This window comes from Bacillus sp. PK6-16 (assembly GCF_056530295.1).
Genome location: NZ_CP096511.1, coordinates 5,057,501 through 5,079,937 on the forward strand (window position 1 = coordinate 5,057,501; position 22,437 = coordinate 5,079,937).

Here is a 22,437-nt window from a genome sequence, read left to right on the forward strand (position 1 = left end):
TTGGTTGCGGGGACAGGATTTGAACCTGCGACCTTCGGGTTATGAGCCCGACGAGCTACCGTGCTGCTCCACCCCGCGACAATACTATTCATATAAAATTATATGGTGGAGGATGACGGGATCGAACCGCCGACCCCCTGCTTGTAAGGCAGGTGCTCTCCCAGCTGAGCTAATCCTCCGAAGTGGTGACCCGTACGGGATTCGAACCCGTGTTACCGCCGTGAAAGGGCGGTGTCTTAACCACTTGACCAACGGGCCAATATGTATGGCAGAGAAGAAGGGATTCGAACCCTCGCACCGCGTTAGCGATCTACTCCCTTAGCAGGGGAGCCCCTTGAGCCACTTGGGTACTTCTCTGTATGGCTCCGCAGGTAGGACTCGAACCTACGACCGATCGGTTAACAGCCGATAGCTCTACCACTGAGCTACTGCGGAATAATGAAGACAATTTGTATCTTATAAAAATTCTCTCTGTAAGTCAAGAAGTTTTTAACAACATCTTGTTCAAACGTGACATGTTTATAATATACTGGATTGCGTTTTTACTGTCAAGATGTTTTCGATATCGGTTTGAGTTTCCCTTTACACTTTCCACAGACATATCTTTTTGTATTTATTTGACGCCTTCTTACATATTGAAGTGAACACTCCATACATTCATACTTATAAATCTTTTTTTCCTTCTCTTCATTAATCATTCGTTTACAAAAACGTGGTGCATCAACTTTCTTTAACAACTCACGAAAATCCCTGTCCCTGTGCTTATACCCTCTTCCTGCAATATGTAAGTGATAATGACAAAGCTCATGTTTAATAATCCCGACTAACTCTTCTTCACCATACACTTCGTAATATCGATAATTCAATTCGATATTATGACTCTTCAATAAATAACGCCCACCAGTTGTACGTAATCTATTATTAAACACTGCTTTATGTAAGAACGGCATCTCAAAGTATTGTAGTGACACTTCTTCCACTAGTCGCTGAATTTCTTGCTCATCCACTCTCATTCCTCCTAAACAAAAAAATATTTTTACACTTTTCTCCCTTCTTATACATATATTAAATAGTACATATACCCATCCTCATGTAAGAAGCGTGGTTTCTAAAAACAAAACATGAATAGAAATCCACTCACCAACCTCTCATCAATAGCATTTTAGATTTTTGAGAGCAGGATTAAACAAGGAGGGATTCCTATGCCTACGTGGCTAAAAAAACAAATGCAACGTGCATATTTCGAAAAAAACCGGTATCAAATTAAGTTATTAAATGAATGCTGGTTTTATTATAGCAAAATACATCAAAGCTCATAATCCATTACACTTTTTATTCCATAAAAAAAGAGCAGTTTCATCTGCTCTCTTCTCTTACTATTCAATCGGCAACATAGATAGTGCAACGCGTCCTTTTTTTGTATCAATATCATCTACCCATACTTTTACAATTTGCCCTACTGATACAACATCTAACGGATGCTTTACAAACTGTTTGCTAAGTTTAGAAATATGTACTAAACCATCTTGCTTTACGCCAACATCAACAAAAGCACCAAAATCAACAACGTTACGAACTGTTCCTTCTAATTCCATACCACGTTTTAAATCTTCTAATTTCAAAATCCCTTTTTTCAGAAGTGGTTTAGGCAACTCATCCCTCATATCGCGTTCTGGACTAATAAGCGCATCTATAATATCAACTAACGTCGGCTCTCCAACTCCTGTTTCTTGAGATAACTTAGAAATCTCTACTTCTTCCAATCTCTTTTGTAATTGCGGTTGTCCTACGTCATCTATCGATAACCCTAGACTCTTCAATAATAATTCAACATTTTTATATTGCTCTGGATGAATACCTGTTCGATCTAATGGATTCGCTCCTTCTAGTATACGTAAGAAACCTATACATTGTTCATACGTCTTTGCACCTAAACGTGGGATTTTCTTTAATTCCGTGCGCTTCGTGAATTTCCCATCTTCTTCTCTCTTTGCCACAATATTTTTCGCAACAGTTTTCGATAAACCTGAAACATATTGTAACAATGCAACCGAAGCCGTATTTACATTAACCCCAACTTGGTTAACAGCTGTTTCTACTACAAATGTTAATGACTCATTCAGTCTCTTTTGAGATACATCATGTTGGTATTGTCCAACCCCAACTGATTTAGGATCAATTTTCACAAGTTCAGCAAGTGGATCTTGCAGACGTCTCCCAATAGAAACGGCACTTCTCTCTTCAACTTGTAAATTTGGGAATTCCTCACGGGCTAAATCAGAAGCTGAATATACACTAGCACCCGCTTCATTTACAATAATATAAAAGACATCTCGGTTCACACTTTGTAATACATCTACTATAAACTCTTCTGTTTCTCTAGATGCTGTCCCATTACCAATTGCAATCATTTCAACTTGATATTTATCTATAATAGAAAGAACTTTCGTTTTTGCATCATCATATTTACGAACAGGTGGATGCGGATAAATAACATCGATATGTAGTACTTTCCCCGTATCATCTACTACAGACAATTTACAACCAGTTCTATATGCCGGATCTACCGCTAGCACGACTTTCCCTTTCATCGGAGGTTGTAATAATAAGTTACGTAAGTTCTCAGAGAAAATATGTATTGCTTGTTCTTCAGCTGTTTCTGTTAATTCTTTACGAATCTCTCTTTCAATTGAAGATTGAATTAATCGTTTATAACCATCTTCAATCGCTAATTGTACATAATGTGCACTTTTCGAATCGTTATCACGAATTACTTTCTTATTTAAGAAAGTTACTATCTCAGCTACTGGCGGAACAACAGCAACTCTCAATATATCTTCTTTCTCGCCACGATTCATTGCTAATACACGATGTGGTACTACTTTTTGCAATGGTTCTTCATAACTGTAATACATTTCATATATATTCTTTTCATCTTTTTCTTCATCTTTCACGGACGAAGACATAACACCTTTTCTAAAAGTAACATTTCGAATCCAACTACGATACGCAGCTTCATCTGAAACCATTTCTGCAATAATGTCTTGTGCACCTTGTAAAGCTTCTTCTGCAGATTGCACTTCTTTCTCTACATTAATAAATTCCACTGCCTTTTTAGCCGGATCTTCTTTCTTATATAACAATAACCATTCAGCTAATGGTTCTAATCCTTTTTCTTTAGCAATTGTCGCTTTCGTTCTTCTTTTCTCTTTATATGGACGATATAGATCTTCTACTTCTTGCAACTTTGTAGCTTTAACAATTTGCTGTCGTAGCTCTTCTGTCAGTTTCCCCTTCTCATCAATAAGACGAAGAACTTCTTCCTTCCTATCTTCAAGTTGCATCATATATTGCCATCTCTCTAAAATCGTACGAATTTGCACCTCATCTAAAGAGCCTGTCCATTCTTTTCGGTAACGAGCAATAAATGGAACTGTGTTACCTTCTTCTGTTAATTGAATAACATGACGAACTTGCTTTTCGGTAAAGCCTAATTCTTTCACTAACATTTTCATTAACGCTTGTCGATTATCTACCATTTCCATATACAACCGTAACCTCCTCTATAATAAAAAAAGTTGCCCTTCAAAGAGAGCAACTTAAACTGCCGATTTAAAAATCTATTAGTCCTAAACTAATTTGTAACGCTTCATCTACACGACTCATCATCACTTCATCCAAATGAGTGATTTTGTCCGTTAAGCGTTGCTTATCGATTGTTCGAATCTGCTCAAGTAAAATAACAGAATCTCTCTCAAAACCATACTTTTTCGCATCAATTTCCACATGAGTGGGTAATTTCGCTTTTTGAATCTGTGCAGTAATAGCCGCTACAATCACCGTTGGACTAAAACGATTTCCGATGTCATTTTGAATGACAAGAACCGGACGAACGCCTCCTTGCTCAGAACCAACAACTGGGGAAAGGTCTGCAAAATACACGTCGCCGCGTTTTACAATCAAAATATTACCCCCCGCTAACTAAGCGTTCTACTGTATGAGCTGCTTCATACTCTGCTAAGAAAGCTTCAGATGCAATACCAAGATTAATTTTTCCCATTTCAATGTACCCACGTCGCATTGATTCATGTTGGTAGCGTTTCTTCGTCTTATGTTGACGCAATAACAATTGTGTTGCCTGGCAAATTAGTTCATGGCGATTCTTATTCTCTTGTTTTCCAATTCCGTCCAATTCCGTTACCATTTGCTTTGGCAACCGAACCACGATTTCAGTAGTTACACTTGATTCGGACACAAAAATACACCTCCACCGTCAACTACACACCCAAATATATATATGACACCTATTGTAATAATACCATTGTATGGAGCCTGTTGCAAAGACTTCCTTATTCCTTGCTTATGTTTTCCAATTCACAAACAAAACATTCATCTTCTTAAATTTTTTATCTCATAACTCACTAAAAACAATAGAACTCCTCTTCAAAACTTACGTGCAACTTATATAAAAAATGATTATAAGTAAAAAGCTTCTCATCAAAAAGAGCTTATTATCCAGCAATGAACAGTCACCCCAATGACAAGAAGCAATCATACTACCTTCTATATATTGTTCAAGTAATTAATTATCTCTACAACCTTACCATTCCGTATAAATATTCTTGGCACACGGAAACTGATCGTTGCAATAATTTCATAATTAATAGTCCCTGAGTATTCCGCAACCTCTGTAGCGCTAATATACTCATCTCCTTGCCTTCCAATAAGCGTAACTTTCGTACCAAGTGGTACTTCACAAGGAAGATGAATCATGAACTGATCCATTGTTATTCGCCCTACAATCGGTACCCTTTTACCATTTATAAGCACTTCAAATCCTTGTAACCTTCTAAGCCACCCATCTGCATAGCCAATCGCTACAGTCGCAATCCATTCTTCAGTTTTCGTTCGGTAGGTGACGTTATAACTAATTCCATCACCTTTAATTACCTGTTTAATATGAGCGACTTTCGTATGAAGTGATAGCGCCGGTTCTAATTCAAATGGTAAAAAAGGACGTATTTCTACAGAAGGAGATAATCCATACATTGCAATCCCAATTCGCACTGCATTAAATGTAATCCCTTGAAAACGTAACGTGGCAGCACTATTAGCTGTATGAACAAACTTAGGATCCACTCCAAATTCTTTCAACCAACTTAACTGCTCTAAGAACGTGTTATATTGCTTATCAAAATACGAAGTCTCAACCTCATCTGCCGTTGCAAAATGCGTGTATACTCCTTCTAACTCTAAAAACGGTGCACCCTCTAAACTCTTTAAAAATTCTTTTAGCTCTTTTCTTTCACGTATTCCAATTCTCCCCATACCACTATCAAAGTTAATATGGAATTTCATTACAGATGAACCATCCCAAAGTTTAATTGCTTCGTCCACCCATTCTTTTTGAAAAACAGTTAGCGCTACATCATTTTCAGCAGCTACATTTACATCACGCGGCGGCGAGGGACCTAACACTAAAATCGGCTCAGTAATACCAGCCCTCCGAAGCACTAAAGCCTCATCTAAAAAAGCAACAGCTAACCTTGTTGCCCCTGCTTCTAATGCCGTTTTAGCCACCGGTACATAATCGTGCCCATATGCGTTTGCTTTAACTACAGCAAAAATCTCTACATTACTTGGGATGAACTCTTTAATATGTGTAACGTTGTTATAAATGGCATCTAAATCCACTTCCACCCAAGTGTCACGGTAAAATGGTGCTTCTTCCATAAATACACTTCCTTATACACGATATGCGAAGCTTATTCTTTTATATGCTTCTTTTATGAAATCCACCTTCAAACTAAGAAAAGACGTGGTGCACATATATCACCACGTCTAAGAAGTTTACTTCACCTGCTTCGCTGTAACTGAACGAGCAACCATTAACAGCTCCTTCGGCTCTAAACCTTTAGACACGAGCATATATTCTACTCCGTTATGCGACCACGTTACAGAGTCTTTTGTTAATGCACCAATCGTAAACCCAAGATCAACTGGTTCTCCACTTACACTTACCGCTGATGATGCTTCTGCAACTTTTGCCTTTTCTTGTATTAAAGTAAAGGATTTCTTATTTCCAGTGTATGTGAGTATCGCACGCTTGCCACTGTCTGTCTTCAACTCTTTTTCATCTTGCAGAGTCATACCTTGTGGTGTATCAAGTGGATACAAAATAGCAAACGGTTTGTCTTCTTTCGCTGTTGTTTGAACATCTACCTGCGCTCTAGACATATTTTGTTTCGTATCAAATGCACCTTTATCAAATTTCGCATCGAATTTCACTTTAGAGAAATCTACTTTCACAAGAACATTTTGATCATTATCCATTAACTTCACTGAAACTGGAGTCAAGTCGCTCTTATTCAATGTAATCTCTTGTCTCGGCAACATATTTTGATGTTGATAGTTTGTTTTTGTTTTAAAAATATAATACTTATCTGTTTTCTCAAAAGTAAGGTTTTTCTTGTCCTGCAAAATATCTCTTACAAGTGATTCATATAAATAAGCCTGGCTACTATTTTGCGGCCAATCACTTTGAAAACGGAAGCTCTTATTAAGTGCTGGCGTTAATACAAATACACCTTCTTCATTTCTCAAAATAATTTGGCTCTGATCTTTTTTTGCATTTTTTAAATTCACACGATAAAAAGACGGTTCCTTATGCCAAATCTCTACGTTATACTCTTGAGGCTCATTGCCTGTTTTAATAGATAATTTTGCCTCAGCTTGATAACTTTTCATCCCTTTTACTTTTGATTCTAAATCTCTCACGACATCATCTTGCTTCTTTTCCATACAACCCGCCAACACAAAAACGGTCAATAAACCGACAAGAACTAAAAACAGACGCCTTTTCATCAATTCAGCCCCTTTGCCCCTATAAATGAATGGAAGATGTACCTTCCTTATCGCTACCTCAAATATATGAGACAAAGATATAAAATATGCAGACTAGCGTGACGAGCTTTCTAAAACAACTTGAGCAACAGCAAATTCCTTACTATGACTAATTGATAAATGAACAATATGCTCTGTACTTGTAATCAGAATTGGCTTACCTCTTTCATCATTTTTCACTTCAATATCTAAAAAACTCACTTCTTTTCCGATACCAGTACCTACAGCTTTTGAATACGCCTCTTTCGCTGCAAACCTTCCAGCTACAAACTCTGTAAGGCGACTTCCTTTCAGCTCCATAGCAACATTACGTTCATTTTCCGTTAAAATACGTTCCATAAATTTAAGCTTTCCATCTAGCATTTTTTCAATACGATTTAATTCAATAATATCGATACCAATCCCTATAATCATTTCAAAATCCCCTTCTTCTATTTAACTTTCTTCTTTCATATTGATAAGAATAACAGAGAATCTTTCTGATGCAAAAGGGGTGATAGTAACCGTATGCTAATAAGATCCACTCATATTTCTTTACAACCGACTATTCTTACCTTACTGCTTATTCATTTAGTCATGATGATATTAGGCGACTTTTTTCTCTTACCACTGGCAGCCTCTAATGAATATATCGCGAAAGGAGAATGGTGGCGTGTCATAACTTCTCTTCTCGTACACGTAGACTTACAACATTTTCTTTCTAATAGTATTTTTTTGTTTGTTCTTGGTTCTTCTATCGAAAAGCAACTCGGACACTTTTCTTTTTTTATTCTATTTTTTCTCTCTGGAATTTCTGGAAATATTTCTTCTTATATTATTATGCCGCTTGAATATATTCACGCAGGTGCATCAGGTGGTATTTTCGGACTATTAGGTGCACAGTTATTTTTATTGTACAATCGATACCGCTCTTCAAAACCAAAAGAAATTGCCATTTTCTCAATTATGATACTTCTATTACTGCTATTTACTTTCTTTAACCCTTCTGCCAATCCGATCAGTCATTTAACAGGTTTAATAACCGGTGGTATTTTAACCCCTTTTTTAACAAAAAAAAACGATGGTGCAAAGCTTATTTAATATAAAAGCTTGCACCATCGATAATTTCTACATCTACTTGTTCACTTAAATCTCTCATTAATTGAAATAAAGACTCATCCTTCATCTTCGCCTCAATCATACAATCAATTTGCGGAACACTTCCCTTTATCCTTCTTAAAAAAGATAAAAATGCGTCTACATTAATATAATCTGCATGAGCTCTTGGATCTTTTCCCTCTCTAGGGCTAGAGATATGCATTTTAATCGGCAACAAAGACGTTTCCCACGTATGAACAACACGTGCCCAATCTTCATACCAATCTTCTTGCTCATTATTCATCATATGGTGATGCAAGTCAAATACGACGGGAATATCTAATTTTTCTCCTAAATATAATGTTTCCTCTAACGTAAAGGTTGTATCATCATTTTCTAATATAATCATTTCTTGAATACCCCTTGGGACATTCGACCAATTCTCTATAAAGCGCTCTAATGCAAGTTCTTTATCTTTATATCCTCCTCCAACATGCAGTACACATCGTTGCTTATGTTCAATCCCCATGCCTTTTAATAATTTTTTGTGCATCTGCAATGTTTTTACAGATTGTTTAAAAACACTCTCCTCAGGTGAATTTAGTACAACAAAATGATCTGGATGGAAATCAATTCTCATATTCATATGAACTGCATATTCACCTAGTTTTTTTAAATTTTCTTTTAACGGACGAATATAGTTCCACTCTAGCAATTCCTCATGATTCGCTAAAGGAATGAGCTTTGAACTGAGCCGAAAGAAAGATATGTCATGCCCTTTATTATGCTTTAATAAACGTAAACAATTTTCTAAATTGGAATTAGCAATTCTTTCAAGCTTACGAATTGCAGCATCACGATCATCTAATTTCTGAAACTGTGCATACGTCATCGTTTGAGATGGAGATGCATTCTTCAAATGTACACTCATCGCAACGTAACCAAGCCTTACAAGCATATAACAGCCCCTTTTCTATCATAACTATTATGTAGTATGCACAATTATAGAAATAAAAAAAAGAGAATGCCCGCAAAGGGCATTCTCTTTTTTTATTAAGCTTGTGGACGGCTATGATGTTTTCTTTCGCCGCGTCCATTTGAAGAACCAGGGCGACCTTGGCCTTCACCTCTACGACCACGACTACCACCATCACGATTACGATCGCGGTTACCATCACGATTGCGATCACGGTTTCCGTCACGATTACGTCCATCACGGTTACGGTCACGATTACGTCCATCGCCACCGCCGCGTCCATCACGACTACGATTACGGTTACCATCACGGTATCCGCCTCCGTTACCGCCGCGTTTTTTAGAACCGCCGCCTCTTGAAACAACAGGTGGTTCTGATGTTAAAGCGATCGGAGTTGTATCCGGCTCTTTAGTCATCATTTTTAAAGCAGCAGCTACTACTGTTACAGAGTCATTTTCTTCTAACATTTCTTCTGCAATACGCTTGTAGTATGCTAAGTTTTCATTTTCAATTGTGCTTTGAAGCTTTTCAGCGATTAAACGTTGTTGACCTTCTAATGCCTCGTCAAGTGTCGGTGCATCCATACGGTCCATTTTACGTTTTGTTGTACGCTCGATATTTTTTAATTGTCCTGATTCACGTGGTGTTACAAATAGCATTGCAATACCTTTTTTACCTGCACGACCAGTACGACCGATACGGTGAACGTATGATTCTGGATCTTGCGGAATATCGAAGTTATATACGTGCGTTACGCCTGAAATATCAAGACCACGCGCAGCAACATCTGTTGCAACAAGAACTTCAATAGAACCTTCTTTAAATTTACGTAATACAGACATACGTTTCGCCTGAGTTAAATCACCGTGAATACCTTCTGCAGCATAACCACGTAAGTTTAATGCTTCTGATAATTCATCAACACGACGCTTTGTACGACCAAATACGATTGCAAGCTCTGGAGATTGAATATCTAATAAGCGTGTTAACACGTCAAACTTTTTCTTTTCTTGCACTTCTAAATAGAACTGCTGAATGTTTGGCATTGTTACTTCTTTTGCTTTTACTTTAATGTGTTGAGGCTCAGTCATGAAACGCTCAGCAATACGGCGGATTGGATCCGGCATTGTCGCTGAGAATAGTAATGTTTGATGTGTTTCTGGCACATCTGTTAAAATTGCTTCAATGTCTTCAATGAAGCCCATGTTTAACATTTCATCCGCTTCGTCAAGAACAACTGTCTCTACGTTTTGCAGACGAAGTGTTTTACGGTTAATATGATCTAAAATACGACCCGGCGTACCAACAATAATGTGTGGGTGTTTTTTTAGAGCACGAATTTGGCGGTTAATATCTTGACCACCATAAATTGGTAAAATACGAACGCGTTTATGCTTACCAATTTTGTATAATTCTTCTCCAACTTGAATTGCTAATTCACGCGTTGGCGCGATAACAATACCTTGAACCGATTCTTTATGTGTATCCACTTTATCTAATAGTGGTAATCCGAATGCTGCTGTTTTCCCTGTACCTGTTTGCGCTTGCCCAATAATATCTTTACCTTGCAATGCATGTGGAATTGTTTCAGCTTGAATTGGTGTAGCCTCTTCAAAGCCCATACTTTCAACAGATTGCAGTAAAGAATCACTTAATCCTAATTCTCGAAATGTTGTCAATGTTACTTCTCCTTTTCTATCCTATACTTATCATTTAAAAAAAGGCGTTTTCCGAATTTGCGGAAAAGCCCTTTTCCTGAATGCTCACGTATATAAACGGGCGTATATTCTTCACGAAAATACTTCTAAACGTTATTACACTTTATCAATTATAAGTTTTGTATGTGTAAAAAGCAAACCCAACTGTTACCTTATTTTCATATTCAGAGTTTTTTTCTTCACTTTTATTTTTTTATATTTACTGTAAGCGCTTATTATAAGTTTCTTCTATTTTCGTAACTATCATCCCTATTTATATACACCAATTATTTCAACATCGTAATTACTTCTTCTAATTTCATACCGCGAGATGCTTTTATTAATACAACATCTTTCACATCGACTACTGCTTGTAAATCTTTTACTAACTCTTCTTTATTATCATACGCCTTTACACGTTCATTAGGGAAATTAATTTTTGCTCCTTCAGCAATTTGAGCCCCTAATCTACCGTATGTGAATACATGTGAGATTTTTGCTGGATCGATTAATTTTCCTACCTCATAATGGAACTGTACTTCTTGATCTCCAAGTTCTAACATATCACCGAGCACAACGATTTTTTTAGCAAAACCATCTAAACCATTCATTAAATGGAATGCTGCTTCCATAGCCGTCGGGCTTGCATTATAAGCATCGTTGATAATTGTTAAACCACTATTTGTTTTCACAATTTCCATACGCATGCCCGTCATTTGAAGTGTTACTAAACCTTCTTTCATCTCTTCCCACGTTACACCAAAATGTTTCGCAATTGCCATTGAAGCAAGTGTATTATACACATTATGTTTTCCTAACACCGGTAAATAGAATGAAATATTTTCATCTCTATTCATTTTGAAATGTGTCCCAGTTGCTTGTAATGTTACAGTCGTTGGATAATAATCGTTTGCTCTTGCATCACCAAACGTAACCGTTTCTGCTGCTAAATTCATTCCAGGAACACGATTCGTTAATAAAGGCTCATCTCCGTTATATACGAACACGCCACCTTCTTGTAATCCTGTAACAATTTCTAATTTCGCTTCAGCAATTGCCTCACGAGATCCTAAATCCATTAAATGTGCCTCACCAATATTTGTAATGATAGCTGCATTAGGACGAGCTAACTTAGATAAGAATTCAATTTCGCCTCGGCTTGACATACCCATCTCTAATACTGCTACTTCTGTATTTTCTTCTAAGTTTAAAATGGTAAGAGGTAATCCGATATGGTTATTGAAGTTCCCTTCTGTTTTTTGCACTTTGAATTTAGTCGCAAGAAGACTTGTTACAATATCTTTCGTAGATGTTTTACCGTTACTACCCGTTACACCTACAACTTTAACATCCAATTGATCGCGATAGTTTTTCGCTAACATTTGCAATGCCGATAGCGTGTCTTCTACAAGAATAACCGGAAGATTCTCAGGTGGATTCGCTACATCTTTCATCCATAATGTAGCCACAGCTCCATTTTCAACAGCTTTATCTACAAAAGCATGTCCATCGAAGCGCTCCCCTTGAATCGGAACATACAAGTTTCCTTTTTCAATTTTTCTCGTATCAATAGACACGCCTTGAATAGTAATTCCCTCATATTGCTCTGCTAATTCAGTACCATTTACCATCTGTTCCACTTGCTTTAACATTCGCTTTATCATATAGAAACGCTCCTTACATAGAGGAAGCACTATTCCTATGAATAGTGCTTCCTCCTTTTTTGTTAGATTGTATATTTAATTTTTTGTTTTTCTTCGTGACGTTCAATCGCTAAACGAATTAGCTCTTCGATTAATTCTGGATACGGTAACCCAGTATGTTGCCATAATAGAGGGAACATACTGAACGGTGTAAATCCTGGCATTGTGTTTACTTCGTTAATATACACTTCTCCATCTTTCGTTAAGAAGAAATCAGCTCGCGTTAAACCTGCACCGTCTAATGATTGGAATGCAATAATCGCATCACGCTTAATTACATTAGATTCTTCTTCTGTCATTTCAGCTGGAATAATTAGCGCCGTATCACCATCGATATATTTCGACTTATAATCATAGAAGTCCTTTTTCGGAACGATTTCACCTACAACTGAACATTTCGGCTCATCATTACCTAGTACCCCAACTTCTACTTCACGACCTACAATATTTTCTTCTACAATAATTTTGCGATCAAATTGGAATGCCTCTACAAATGCATCCTCAAGTTCTTCACGATTTTTACACTTATTAATACCAACACTTGAACCAAGGTTCGCTGGTTTTACGAAGCAAGGATATCCTAACTTATCTTCTACTTTAGAATAAGCTTCCTCACGATTTTTTTCCCATGCACTACGAATGAAGGATGCATATTTTGCTTGTTTTAAACCAGCCTCTGCAAAGATGTTTTTCATAACAACTTTATCCATACCAGCAGATGATGCTAGAACACCATTTCCTACATAAGGGATATTCATTAATTCTAATAGTCCTTGAACCGTTCCATCTTCACCGTTTGGTCCATGTAGTAATGGGAAAATAACGTCAATAGCGTTCTCCTCAGAAGCTGCAGATGGGATAATTTCTGTACTTAATGATAACGGAGAAATCGCATTTTCTGCACCGCTCATTTTTAAAGCTTCAACATCTGTTACTTCGCCTTCAATACGCTCACCGCGTACCCATTGACCTTGTTCTGTAATATAAATTGGATGAATCTCGAATTTATCTTGATTTAACGCTTTAATAGCAGCAAGAGCCGTCTGTAGCGAAACTTGATGCTCAGCTGATTTTCCACCATATAATAAACCTAATTTAATTTTCGTCAATGAAATCACCCTAACCAATTGTTTTCATTTTTCTATTTTAGCACTTTTTATAAAAATAGGTAGTTCCTATTTGAAATAAAATGTAACTTCCATAAATAATTAAATAACATCACTTATTGGTTTTTCATTTCATTTTCTATATAGCTACACAAACTAAAATGGCAATCTAATCTAGTTATGTACCTAAAATATGTAGAAATCCCCTTTTTTGTGTATGTCACCTATTCACTAAGAAGATTGTTTGGTTAGTGTGTCTTTTTGCCTTTGCTCCACAAGGCGATCTAAAGAAACATATACAATACCTGCAACTACACATCCTACAGCTAAAATTGTAAATAGAAAGTGACCAAGTAATCGATCTAATAAAAAACCGCCCAAAAGTGGACCAAATGCGCTTCCTGTAATCCACTGCAAACTTGCAGCTCCCATATAAGTCCCTCTCAAATGCTCAGGGGCCAAATTTGCTACAAATGTCATCTGTACAGGCGACATAATCATCTCACCTAACGTATATATAGCATAAACGAACAGTAATATTATTAAAATAATTGTAGCATTTGTATTAAATTCTCCAAACCACTTCGGTAACCACCCTATAAAAAATAATCCAATCCCGAATAAACATGCACCATATAACATCGTCTTCCCGACCGGTTTATCCGTAGCCCATTTTGAAATTTGAAACTGGAATAAAACAACTAATAGTCCGTTTAACGCCATTAAATATGGATATGGATTATTCGTTCCCAAAATATGCTTCATTTCATTATCAAAATGTAGTGGTAACATGCCTTCCGTTTGAGAAAACCCCATCGAAATGATAATGCCTGCTAATAAGTAAATCATTAATACCTTATCTCGCATTACAATTTTCCAAACTGCCCCAGCTTCCTTTTCTTTATGTTCTTCCTTATCTGTCCTTTTTGGCATCGTCTCTTGAATAAGAAGTAATACAAGTAACGCATAAAATAGCATTGTAGAAGAGGCAATAATAAACACAAGGTTCTTTGACAACACAACTACTGATGCTCCCATTATCGGACCAATCGCAGCACCTATATTGTGTCCCATTCGTAATAAACCATATGCCTCTGTTCTTTTTTCTGGTGCCGTTACATCCGCGACCATAGCTGATGCAGCTGGATGAAATAAAGAATTACTCAACCCTAAAAAAATAGATAAAATTGCATATGGAATAAATCCTTCTATAAATAGAAAACCGAGCATTAATAATGCATTACTTGCCATAGAAAATATCATAATAGGCTTTCTTCCATATATGTCAGCAATTCTCCCTCCTATAAGTGATCCAAAACTTGCAGCAATTGGAGAAAGCGCCATAATAACCCCAACTTCCAACAACGAATCCACCTTATCTTTTAAATATAATGCAAAAAAAGGCATTAACATCATCATTGCAATTCCATTTAACGTCTCTCCAATAAATCGAATCCATACGTTACGGTCCATCTCCCTTAACTCACGCCACGTATTTTTCATCATTTCACCCCTTTAGTTAGCCAACAATTATCTTATAATAAGTTCAGAAAAATGTAAATTTTCAAATAAAAAAATCCATTCTAACAGAATTAGAATGGATTTTTTCACTTATAAATTTGCAACATCTTCTTCTTTTTTACTATTATTTAAAGCACTATGTTTTCGGCTATATAAGAAGTAAACCGCTATACCAATAACCATCCATATCCCAAAACTAATCCATGCTGTCCCCGATAATTGAAGCATTAAGTATAAACAGAAGATCACTGTTAATGCTGGTAAAAATGGTACAAGCGGAGCCTTAAATGCCCTTGGTAAGTCTGGATGTGTTCTTCTCATTACGATTACCGCAACAGCTACGAGTGCAAATGCTGACAATGTACCCATATTTACAAGATGTGCTAAAACATTTAAATCTATTAATCCTGAAATCAGTGCCGCAATAATTCCCGTTGTCCATGTATTTAAAAATGGCGTTTTAAATTTCGGATGAACTTTAGCAAGACGTTTCGGCAGTAAACCATCTCGGCTCATCGCATAAGAAACACGAACTTGCCCATACATCATAACTAGCATTACTGTTGTAATTCCTGTAATTGCTCCTACCGAAATTACCCCCGCTAAACCATCTTGTCCAATAAATTGAAGTGCAAAAGCAACTGGATCTGATATATTTAGCTGTCCGTATGGAACAATTCCTGTCAAAATAAGCGAAACAACGATATAAAGAACTGTACAAATTAATAACGATGCAATAATACCAATTGGTAAATCACGTTGCGGACGTTTCACTTCTTCTGCCGCTGTTGAAACTGCATCAAATCCTATAAATGCGAAGAATACTGTAGCCGCTCCAGCCATTACACCATCTAAACCAAATGGCATAAAAGGCGTCCAGTTTTCAGGTTTCACATAATTAAAACCAGCAAAGATAAAAATAAGAACAACTGCTATTTTAATAAATACCATAATGTTATTTACTCGTGCACTTTCACGAACACCCCTAGATAAAAGAACTGTCATCACTAAAATAATTAGAACTGCAGGTAGATCAATTATTCCACCCTTACCTGTACCAGGAGCCGAGGAGAGAATAGTCGGAATATGAATTCCAAACCCCTTTAATAAAGATTGAAAATATGCAGACCAACCGTTCGCTACAGCAGATGTAGCAAGTAAATATTCCAGCATTAAGTCCCAGCCAATTAAAAATGCGAATACTTCCCCCATCGTCGCGTATGTATACGTATACACACTGCCCGAGACAGGAACTGAAGAAGCAAATTCAGCATAACAAAATGCAGCAAAGGCACAAGCTAGAGCGGCAATCGCAAATGATAATATAATAGCTGGCCCAGAATGTTTCGCTGCCACAACACCCGTTAGAACAAAAATACCAGTTCCAACAATTGCTCCGATTCCAAGCATAGTTAAATCTAGCGCGCCCAATGTTCTTGCTAACGTTTTTTGCTTACTTTCTTGCATTAACTTTGCAATTGGCTTCTTTTGAAAAATTTGCTTCATCTTTCACTCCTCCAAGTTTTAAATTTTCTGAAAATTTTTAATTCGCTTTTTTATTTTACTCATTACGCTTTTCCTAGTCAATACTTTTGTCGAAACAAGTAGAAATTCTTCTGAATATGCACGCCCCTTATTATTCTTTCTATATATCTTCCCATTATTTTTTTGGTATTATTATACATGTCGATTCCGTGAAAAAGGCATGCCCCTTATTGAGAGCATGCCTTTTTTACTTATTTCACAGTATATGAACCTTGTTCAATCCAGCTATACATATACTTTTCATCTTCTGTTTCATGTGCTTGTTTTACAATACGAAGCGGACGGAATGTGTCTATCATAACAGCTAATTCAAGCGTCTCTTTCTTCCCTATACTTGCCTCTGTTTTCCCCGGATGCGGCCCATGGGGAATCCCGCTCGGATGAAGTGTAATAGAACCTTCTTCCACACCTTTGCGACTCATAAAGTTTCCTTCTACATAGTAAAGAACTTCATCACTATTAACATTACTATGATAATATGGTGCCGGAATTGACTCTGGATGATAATCGTATAAACGTGGTACGAAAGAGCAAATAACAAAATTATGTCCTTCAAATGTTTGATGTACTGGCGGTGGCTGATGAATGCGCCCTGTAATTGGTTCAAAATCCTCTACATTAAATACCCACGGATATAAATAGCCATCCCATCCCACAACATCTAACGGGTGGTGTCCTAAAACATGTTTATGCATATAGCCTCTTGATTTTGTCATTACGACAAACTCGCCTTTTTCATCATATGTCTCTAATTTTTCTGGACCACGAAGATCTCTTTCACAAAACGGACTATGCTCTAACAATTGTCCGTATTCATTTCGATAACGACGCGGCGTTGTAATTTGGCTATTCGCCTCTACAACAAGAAACTTAGTCTCTCCTTCATCTGGAATAACACGATAAATTGTTCCAATTGGAATCGTTACATAGTCGCCTTTTCTATAGTGAATCGTTCCAAACATCGTTTCAATTTTCCCTGTTCCATAATGAACAAATAACATTTCGTCGCCATCACCATTACGATAGAAATAATCCATTTTTTCTGTTGGACTCACTACTCCAATTAATAAATCTTCATTTCCAAGTATGAAATTCCGTCCACTTATTGCATCACCACTTTTTTTACTTTCTTTCGTTCGAAAGTGGCGATGAGAAAGAGCAACATCCTCTTCATACTGCAACTGACAAGAATGCGATAATGCAGAATGACCTACTTCTGTCGGCATATAATGATGATACAAAATAGACTGCGTACCAGAAAAACCTTTTGTTCCCATTACCTGTTCACGATAAAGCGATCCATCTTTTTTACGAAATTGTACATGTCGTTTATGAGGTAGTTCTCCCATGTGACGATAAAACATGCCCATCACCCGCTTCCTTTTCTTTTTTGATCGTATTACGTAGTGTACCTAAACCAGTAATCGACAGTTCTACAACATCTCCATCTTGTAGCCACTCTTCTGTACCCAGTTCTAAAATACATCCTGTTCCTACTGTCCCAGAACCAATCACATCTCCTGGATATAACGTAACGTCCTCTGAAGCACGTTCAATCATTTCAGCAAATGTATAGTAAATATCTTGGAAGTTTCCTTTTGATAATAGTTTTCCATTTACATGAGCAGTCATTTCTAAATTATATCGATCACCATTACGATAAACGTCTAATTCCTCTTTCGTAACAAGATGTGCTCCTAAAGAAGTTGCAAAGTCTTTTCCTTTCGCTGGACCGAGACCTACTTTCATTTCTGTTGCTTGTAAGTCTCTCGCACTCCAGTCGTTCATAATACAATAACCAAAAATATATTCCTCTGCTTGCTCACGAGAAATATTTCGCCCTTCTCTTCCTATTACGCAAGCAATCTCCAACTCATAATCAAGCTTTTTAGACTTTTTCGGACCAATTACAAAATCACTGGAACCAATTACAGCACGATGATTAGTAAAATAAAAAACCGGAATATCATACCATTCAGGCACAACATCTAATCCTCTTCGTCCGCGAGCTGTTTTTACATGTTGTTCAAATGCGTAAAAATCTCGAATACTACTCGGATTAGGAAGAGCAGCTGTCAATTGTACTTCTTCTAAAGCATATATACCCTTATTTGGATTCTTAATATTCCGCACTACTTCTACATACTCATCCGCTTTCTCTAAAAAAGCAATCATAGAAGAAGGGATTTTCCCTTCACTAGCAAGATTCATATCTATTACTTTGTCACCTTCAAGCCATCCAGCCCGTAGTTCTTTTGAAGGAAGACGAAATGTAACAAATTTCATCCTGATTCCTCCTTATAAAAATGAAATTTCCACCAGCAAAGGGACTTTTGCTGGTGGATACAAATCTTATAAGTTTCCGCGACGCTCTTGTTCTCTTTCAATTGATTCGAATAACGCTTTAAAGTTTCCTTCACCAAATCCACGAGAACCTTTACGTTGAATGATTTCAATAAATAAAGTCGGGCGATCTACAATTGGTTTCGTAAAGATTTGTAGTAAGTAACCTTCATCATCACGATCTACTAAGATCTTTAATTCTTTTAACTTATCAATTTCTTCATCGATTTTTCCAACTCGTGCAGTTAACTCATCATAATAAGTATCAGGTGTATCTAAAAACTCCACCCCATTTGCACGAAGCGCTTCAACTGTTTTAACAATATCACTTGTTAATAAAGCAAGATGTTGTACACCAGCTCCATTATAGAATTCTAGATACTCTTGAATTTGTGACTTTCTCTTTCCATCTGCTGGTTCGTTAATAGGAAACTTAATACGACTTCCATTTGTCATAACTTTCGACATTAACGCCGAATACTCTGTACTAATATCGTCATCATCAAAATGAATCATTTGTTTAAAGCCCATAACATTCTCGTAATAACTAACCCACTCTTCCATTTTTTCAACATTACCAACTACATGATCAACAGCAATTAAACCAGACTCTTCAAATGGAATATTAAATTCTACCTTTTGGAATCCTGGCATAAATGCCCCTTTATAATTTTTACGCTCTACAAGCGTATGAATTGTATCACCATACGTACCAATAACTGCTTTTTTCAATGTACCGTCCTCATCTGTTAATTCCTGCGGTGGAGCAATTGCGACGGCACCACGTTTCACTGCTTCTGAGTATGCTTTATCAACATCATCAACAAGTAGTGCCACATCCTTCACGCCATCACCATGAGTCTTTACAAACTCTGCAATACGATTTTCACTACTTAAAGCTCCAGACACAACGAAACGCATATTTTTTTGCACAAGAACATAAGATACCTTTTCACGGTTTCCAGTTTCTAATCCAGAGTAAGCCACAATTTTGAATCCGAACGCTCTCGCAAGATAATAACTCGATTGCTTTGCATTCCCTACGTAAAATTCCAAATGATCTACATCACGTACTGGAAAAAAGTCCTCCATTTGTGCAGCTAGCGTATCCATAGATTTTTGTTTCATAATATCTTCATCCCCCTGTAAATAGATTAAATGGTCCATACTTAAAACCAACCGAAAACGCTTCCAACATTAATTAATAGAAATTAGTTAGCAAGCTAACAAATTCTGACCTTTAAAATTTTCTATCTTTTCTGTCAAATTCCTCTTTTTTTCTTACATATAAAATTCGACTTTTTTCTCTTTGAAATAAAGCGGGATTTTATTCAGTGGATTTTTGATTATTCGTTGAATCAAGTTTCAACCGCAGCGTTTAATTAGCCATGAATGCTGGATAATGAGGTAACTTTAATACTTGAGGGGATATAAGAAGAATATAAAAAAGACTCCAACATATTAACTACTTACTAATACGTTAGAGTCTTTATTTTTTTTGAATGATTGTATTTATATATCTCATACTAATACATTTGCAAGGAATAGAATAAATGATGTTAATATTACTGCTCCACCTAAGGATCCTAATAAATCTGTTTTTGTTACTTGAAACACTTGTTCACTGTTCATATCCCTCATTCTCCTTCCTTTTTTGTTTGATTTAAAACTTCTATTATACTAATACACTTGATAAAAATACGATTAATGCTGTTAATACTACTGCTCCACTTGCTGATCCTACGAAGTCACCTTTTGTTACTTGTAATACTTGCTCTTTCATATCTTTCATTCTCCCTTCTTTTTTCTTTTGTTACAAAGCTTCTATTATACTAATACGCTTGATAGAAATACGATTAACGCTGTTAATACTACCGCTCCACTTGCTGATCCTACGAAGTCACCTTTTGTTACTTGTAATACTTGCTCTTTCATATCTTTCATTCTCCCTTCTTTTTTCTTTTGTTACAAAGCTTCTATTATACTAATACGCTTGATAGAAATACGATTAACGCTGTTAATACTACCGCTCCACTTGCTGATCCTACGAAGTCACCTTTTGTTACTTGTAATACTTGCTCTTTCATATCTTTCATTCTCCCTTCTTTTTTCTTTTGTTACAAAGCTTCTATTATACTAATACGCTTGATAGAAATACGATTAACGCTGTTAATACTACCGCTCCACTTGCTGATCCTACGAAATCACCTTTTGTTACTTGTAATACTTGCTCTTTCATATCATTTATCCTCCCTTTTTATAAGTTATCTATATGTAATTTCTAAGAAATGTTTATTTCATAGTTTTTATGTTAACGTTACATTAAATTTGATAACGTAACGTTTGTAACATTAATGTAACATAACTATTATTACGTTGCAATATAATTACGTAAAATTTATTACACTTTTTTTACGTTTTTTTATAATAACCCTCAAAAACCTTTATTTAATGCGTTTTTCACTAAGTTCACGTTTGTAACATTCGTGTAACATTACAGTCATAAAGTGAAATGTAGTCATATTCCTCTCTATTTTTGTTACAAATCGTTTATTTAGTGACACTAAACCTATCTAATCTTTTACTTACTTTTAATATGAGATAAAATACCGTCTTTCCAAGATAAGTTTATATGTTTCCTCTATATAACTATGTATAATGAAAACAAAGAGGTGGTCATTTTGAAATTAATCGCATTAGATATGGATGGTACACTACTATCATCTAATCTTGAAATCTCCAAAGAAAACCTACAAGCAATCCAAACTGCACAAGAAGCTGGTCATATTGTAATGATCTGTTCTGGTCGTGCGAAAGAGGATGCTTTAAAGCTATTGGAAGAATATAAATTATCTCTTCCAGTCGGAGCAAGCAATGGGGCTATTGTTTATGTGGATGGAAAAGTAATTAACTCGCGTTGTATACAAAACGACAAAGTGTACAAACTTGCAAAATTACTAGAATCTGAAGGTTTCCCATATAAGCTATATACGAATAAAGGAGTTTATTCTCCATATACATGGCAAGATCAAGTGATGCAAGCATTCGAAGAAAATAAGCATGCACTTGATGTTACATTAGAGGAACTTGAACGAATTACAGAAAAGCAAAAGAAATCGAACCTAATTACTGATTTCAAAAAAATAGAAGATGTTGTAAATAACCAAGAACTAGAAATATCTAAATTCTTCATTTTAACGTTTAATGCAGCGCATCGCGCACAACTATTAAGTATATTACAAGAAGATGCTGATATTATGGTTACAGCATCGGCTCCTACTAACTTAGAAATTATGGATAAGAATGGACATAAAGGAAACGGGATACAGCATATGGCAGCTCATTTTAATATCCCTATTGAAGATACAGTTGCTATTGGTGATAATTTTAATGATGTACCGATGTTAGAAGTAGCAGGCTTATCTGTTGCAATGGGCAACGCTGAAGAAGATGTAAAAAAGCTATGTGATGTTGTAACACTAACAAACAATGAACATGGTGTTGCTCACGCAATCGAGCAATTTGTATTGAAACAAACTTCATCTAGTAAATAAAAAAAGGACTCT

24 protein-coding genes and 5 tRNA genes are annotated in these 22,437 nt (G+C 36.3%); 3 read left to right on the top strand and 26 right to left on the bottom strand.

The features are described from left to right. Position 1 precedes the first annotated feature (1 nt). From M1D66_RS25880 to M1D66_RS25905, 6 genes are all read right to left on the bottom strand, one after another. A tRNA-Met gene (locus M1D66_RS25880) sits at positions 2 to 78 on the bottom strand. A gap of 25 nt (positions 79 to 103) precedes the next feature. Beyond that, positions 104 to 179, bottom strand: a tRNA-Val gene (locus M1D66_RS25885). Between the two features lie 4 nt (positions 180 to 183). Continuing rightward, a tRNA-Glu gene (locus tag M1D66_RS25890) sits at positions 184 to 258 on the bottom strand. Positions 259 to 266: 8 nt separating this feature from the next. Beyond that, a tRNA-Ser gene (locus M1D66_RS25895) sits at positions 267 to 357 on the bottom strand. 3 nt (positions 358 to 360) lie between these two features. Continuing rightward, positions 361 to 435: transfer RNA gene (locus tag M1D66_RS25900), tRNA-Asn, on the bottom strand. Positions 436 to 548: 113 nt separating this feature from the next. Beyond that, the gene (locus M1D66_RS25905; protein ID WP_000344237.1) at positions 549 to 1,007 is read right to left on the bottom strand and encodes a SprT family protein; all 459 of its coding nucleotides are present in this window, start codon (positions 1,005 to 1,007) and stop codon (positions 549 to 551) included. Between the two features lie 195 nt (positions 1,008 to 1,202). On the opposite strand from M1D66_RS25905, the gene cmpA reads away from it, so the two are divergent. Next, positions 1,203 to 1,319, top strand: coding sequence for a cortex morphogenetic protein CmpA (gene cmpA / locus M1D66_RS25910; RefSeq protein ID WP_001143642.1), 117 nt, complete (start codon positions 1,203 to 1,205; stop codon positions 1,317 to 1,319). 57 nt (positions 1,320 to 1,376) lie between these two features. Here cmpA and M1D66_RS25915 read toward each other — a convergent pair whose 3' ends face one another. The 6 genes from M1D66_RS25915 to acpS all read right to left on the bottom strand — a co-directional run bounded on the left by M1D66_RS25915 (position 1,377) and on the right by acpS (position 7,317). Next, on the bottom strand, positions 1,377 to 3,545 hold the full coding sequence (locus M1D66_RS25915) for a Tex family protein (protein ID WP_048558646.1): 2,169 nt from the start codon (positions 3,543 to 3,545) through the stop codon (positions 1,377 to 1,379). Between the two features lie 67 nt (positions 3,546 to 3,612). Further along, positions 3,613 to 3,963 carry a type II toxin-antitoxin system endoribonuclease NdoA gene (ndoA, locus tag M1D66_RS25920; RefSeq protein ID WP_000635965.1) on the bottom strand — a complete coding sequence of 117 codons (351 nt, stop codon included), beginning with the start codon at positions 3,961 to 3,963 and terminating at the stop codon, positions 3,613 to 3,615. 4 nt (positions 3,964 to 3,967) lie between these two features. Next, a complete protein-coding gene (locus tag M1D66_RS25925) occupies positions 3,968 to 4,255 on the bottom strand; it encodes an antitoxin EndoAI (RefSeq protein ID WP_000004570.1) in 288 nt (95 codons plus the stop codon). Positions 4,256 to 4,563: 308 nt separating this feature from the next. Then, positions 4,564 to 5,733, bottom strand: coding sequence for an alanine racemase (gene alr / locus M1D66_RS25930; protein WP_086385303.1), 1,170 nt, complete (start codon positions 5,731 to 5,733; stop codon positions 4,564 to 4,566). A 117-nt stretch (positions 5,734 to 5,850) separates the two neighbouring features. Next, complete coding sequence (locus tag M1D66_RS25935) at positions 5,851 to 6,801, bottom strand: LolA family protein (RefSeq protein WP_002004297.1); 951 nt, start codon at positions 6,799 to 6,801, stop codon at positions 5,851 to 5,853. Positions 6,802 to 6,957: 156 nt separating this feature from the next. Further along, positions 6,958 to 7,317, bottom strand: a complete 360-nt coding sequence (gene acpS, locus M1D66_RS25940) for a holo-ACP synthase (RefSeq protein ID WP_000583415.1) — start codon at positions 7,315 to 7,317, stop codon at positions 6,958 to 6,960. A gap of 93 nt (positions 7,318 to 7,410) precedes the next feature. Here acpS and M1D66_RS25945 point away from each other — a divergent pair, with 93 nt between their 5' ends. Further along, positions 7,411 to 7,983: a rhomboid family intramembrane serine protease gene (locus M1D66_RS25945; protein WP_242554903.1), complete on the top strand. Its 573-nt coding sequence runs from the start codon at positions 7,411 to 7,413 to the stop codon at positions 7,981 to 7,983. On the opposite strand, the gene uvsE is transcribed toward M1D66_RS25945, so the two are convergent. The 14 genes from uvsE to M1D66_RS26015 form a co-directional block, all read right to left on the bottom strand. Next, complete coding sequence (gene uvsE / locus M1D66_RS25950; RefSeq protein WP_000961166.1) at positions 7,976 to 8,938, bottom strand: UV DNA damage repair endonuclease UvsE; 963 nt, start codon at positions 8,936 to 8,938, stop codon at positions 7,976 to 7,978. The two genes, M1D66_RS25945 and uvsE, sit on opposite strands and share 8 nt — an antisense overlap. 95 nt (positions 8,939 to 9,033) lie before the next feature. Continuing rightward, a complete protein-coding gene (cshA, locus tag M1D66_RS25955; protein ID WP_000206592.1) occupies positions 9,034 to 10,635 on the bottom strand; it encodes a degradosome RNA helicase CshA in 1,602 nt (533 codons plus the stop codon). A 305-nt stretch (positions 10,636 to 10,940) separates the two neighbouring features. Continuing rightward, entirely contained in the window at positions 10,941 to 12,317 is a 1,377-nt protein-coding gene (gene murF, locus M1D66_RS25960) for a UDP-N-acetylmuramoyl-tripeptide--D-alanyl-D-alanine ligase (RefSeq protein ID WP_086385304.1), read from the bottom strand. 62 nt (positions 12,318 to 12,379) lie between these two features. After that, entirely contained in the window at positions 12,380 to 13,465 is a 1,086-nt protein-coding gene (locus M1D66_RS25965; RefSeq protein WP_000161427.1) for a D-alanine--D-alanine ligase, read from the bottom strand. Positions 13,466 to 13,693: 228 nt separating this feature from the next. Next, positions 13,694 to 14,965, bottom strand: a complete 1,272-nt coding sequence (locus tag M1D66_RS25970) for an MDR family MFS transporter (protein WP_000799717.1) — start codon at positions 14,963 to 14,965, stop codon at positions 13,694 to 13,696. Positions 14,966 to 15,073: 108 nt separating this feature from the next. Next, positions 15,074 to 16,489, bottom strand: coding sequence for a branched-chain amino acid transporter BcaP (gene bcaP / locus M1D66_RS25975; protein ID WP_000809361.1), 1,416 nt, complete (start codon positions 16,487 to 16,489; stop codon positions 15,074 to 15,076). Positions 16,490 to 16,719: 230 nt separating this feature from the next. Next, entirely contained in the window at positions 16,720 to 17,892 is a 1,173-nt protein-coding gene (locus M1D66_RS25980; protein WP_013141710.1) for a homogentisate 1,2-dioxygenase, read from the bottom strand. Further along, positions 17,858 to 18,814, bottom strand: a complete 957-nt coding sequence (locus M1D66_RS25985; RefSeq protein ID WP_000674004.1) for a fumarylacetoacetate hydrolase family protein — start codon at positions 18,812 to 18,814, stop codon at positions 17,858 to 17,860. The genes M1D66_RS25980 and M1D66_RS25985 overlap by 35 nt, the downstream gene beginning before the upstream one ends. A gap of 66 nt (positions 18,815 to 18,880) precedes the next feature. Continuing rightward, positions 18,881 to 19,999, bottom strand: a complete 1,119-nt coding sequence (gene hppD, locus M1D66_RS25990; RefSeq protein ID WP_000810922.1) for a 4-hydroxyphenylpyruvate dioxygenase — start codon at positions 19,997 to 19,999, stop codon at positions 18,881 to 18,883. A 393-nt stretch (positions 20,000 to 20,392) separates the two neighbouring features. Further along, positions 20,393 to 20,503 carry a DUF3948 family protein gene (locus M1D66_RS25995; RefSeq protein WP_001083690.1) on the bottom strand — a complete coding sequence of 37 codons (111 nt, stop codon included), beginning with the start codon at positions 20,501 to 20,503 and terminating at the stop codon, positions 20,393 to 20,395. A 43-nt stretch (positions 20,504 to 20,546) separates the two neighbouring features. After that, positions 20,547 to 20,654, bottom strand: a complete 108-nt coding sequence (locus M1D66_RS26000; protein ID WP_000664237.1) for a DUF3948 family protein — start codon at positions 20,652 to 20,654, stop codon at positions 20,547 to 20,549. A gap of 44 nt (positions 20,655 to 20,698) precedes the next feature. Further along, positions 20,699 to 20,815, bottom strand: coding sequence for a DUF3948 family protein (locus M1D66_RS26005; RefSeq protein ID WP_000654250.1), 117 nt, complete (start codon positions 20,813 to 20,815; stop codon positions 20,699 to 20,701). A 35-nt stretch (positions 20,816 to 20,850) separates the two neighbouring features. Next, positions 20,851 to 20,967, bottom strand: a complete 117-nt coding sequence (locus M1D66_RS26010) for a DUF3948 family protein (protein ID WP_000654250.1) — start codon at positions 20,965 to 20,967, stop codon at positions 20,851 to 20,853. 35 nt (positions 20,968 to 21,002) lie between these two features. Beyond that, complete coding sequence (locus M1D66_RS26015; protein ID WP_000664237.1) at positions 21,003 to 21,110, bottom strand: DUF3948 family protein; 108 nt, start codon at positions 21,108 to 21,110, stop codon at positions 21,003 to 21,005. A 442-nt stretch (positions 21,111 to 21,552) separates the two neighbouring features. Here M1D66_RS26015 and M1D66_RS26020 point away from each other — a divergent pair, with 442 nt between their 5' ends. Then, a complete protein-coding gene (locus M1D66_RS26020; RefSeq protein ID WP_242554904.1) occupies positions 21,553 to 22,425 on the top strand; it encodes a Cof-type HAD-IIB family hydrolase in 873 nt (290 codons plus the stop codon). Positions 22,426 to 22,437 lie beyond the last annotated feature (12 nt).